Raw genomic sequence first — 1243 nt, 5'->3', positions numbered from 1 at the left:
CATCTAAGGATGCAGCAGCGCCTGCACCACTGCCCGAAATGCGGAGCCGTCACCAGCAAGGTTCATGATTACCGGACACAACTGGTCCGGGACGTCTCCATCAGCGGCTATGATACGATCCTGCATTTGCGTAAGCGACGTCATGTCTGTCCGAAGTGCGGCAAGCGTTTTGATGAGCAGATTGACTTTCTCCCAAGATACCGTCAGTTCACGAACCGGGTAAATCTGCAGATCTTTGAACAGTTGAAGAAATGCCGAAGCATCAAGGATATTGCGACAGATAACAACATGTCCCCTCCCACGGTGGCAAAGATCATCAATGAGATCGATTTCAAGACACGAAAGCTGCCTGAAGTGCTGGCGATCGATGAGTTCAGAGGAAATGCGGAAGGCGAGCGGTTCCAGTGCATCCTGGCGGATCCCAAGAACCACAAAGTGGTCGAGATCCTTCCCAACAGAAGACATGAGATGATCCGGCACTATCTGGGAAAATTCTCTAATAAAAGGGATGTGCGGTTCGTGGTAATGGATATGACCGGTGGCTATCGCAAACTGATGAAAGAACTGTTCCCATGGGCAACGATCATCGTAGATAAGTATCACTATGTCAGACAGATCACATTCGCACTGGAACGGATCCGGGTCGAAGAACAAAAGCGGCTGTCGGATCAGTGGAGAAAGTATTTCAAACGAAGCAAATACATCCTTCTTAAAGATACCCGTAAACTAACGATGGATGACCGGATCCAGCTGGATAACATTCTTCGAATCTCAGAACCGCTGCGCAAAGCATATGAGTTGAAGCAGGAGTTTGAGCTTGTAAAAGCAAGCAGGGACCGTGAGGAGGCGTCCCGAAGGCTCAGCAGATGGATCATGAGAGCGCAGAAAAGCGGCCTGCCGGAGTTCATCAAAGTATCTTTCACATACCAGAACTGGAGCAGGGAGATCCTCAATTCCTTCGAATATCCGTATACGAATGGATATATCGAAGGCTGCAATAACCGGATCAAAGTGCTCAAACGGGTGTCGTTTGGGATGCCCCGGTTTGCAAGATTCCGTAGACGGATCATGCATATTATGCTAAATTGAGAATGATCGGTTAAAGGATGCCGCTAAAACTGAATACATCAAAAGACCACTTGAGCTACGGTGCTACACTTGAATATTGTTTTAGTGTCCGGAAAACCGATCGAAAAGAATAGATGAATTCTACAGGAAACAAATCTTGCGGGATGCTCGGTAG

The 1243-nt window shown here is 47.9% G+C and carries 1 protein-coding gene; it reads left to right on the top strand.

Annotated elements, in window-relative coordinates; genetic code table 11:
- A partial coding sequence (locus FYJ64_RS11285) for an ISL3 family transposase (RefSeq protein ID WP_154575215.1) occupies positions 1–1089 on the top strand: 1089 nt, incomplete at its 5' end.
- Positions 1090–1243: the final 154 nt, after the last annotated feature.

It is taken from the genome of Hornefia butyriciproducens, from assembly GCF_009695915.1.
In the GTDB taxonomy this organism is placed as follows: domain Bacteria; phylum Bacillota; class Clostridia; order Peptostreptococcales; family Anaerovoracaceae; genus Aminicella; species Aminicella butyriciproducens.
The sequence above is the reverse complement of the archived record's forward strand: the minus strand, read 5'-3'. Positions and strand labels throughout refer to the sequence as shown.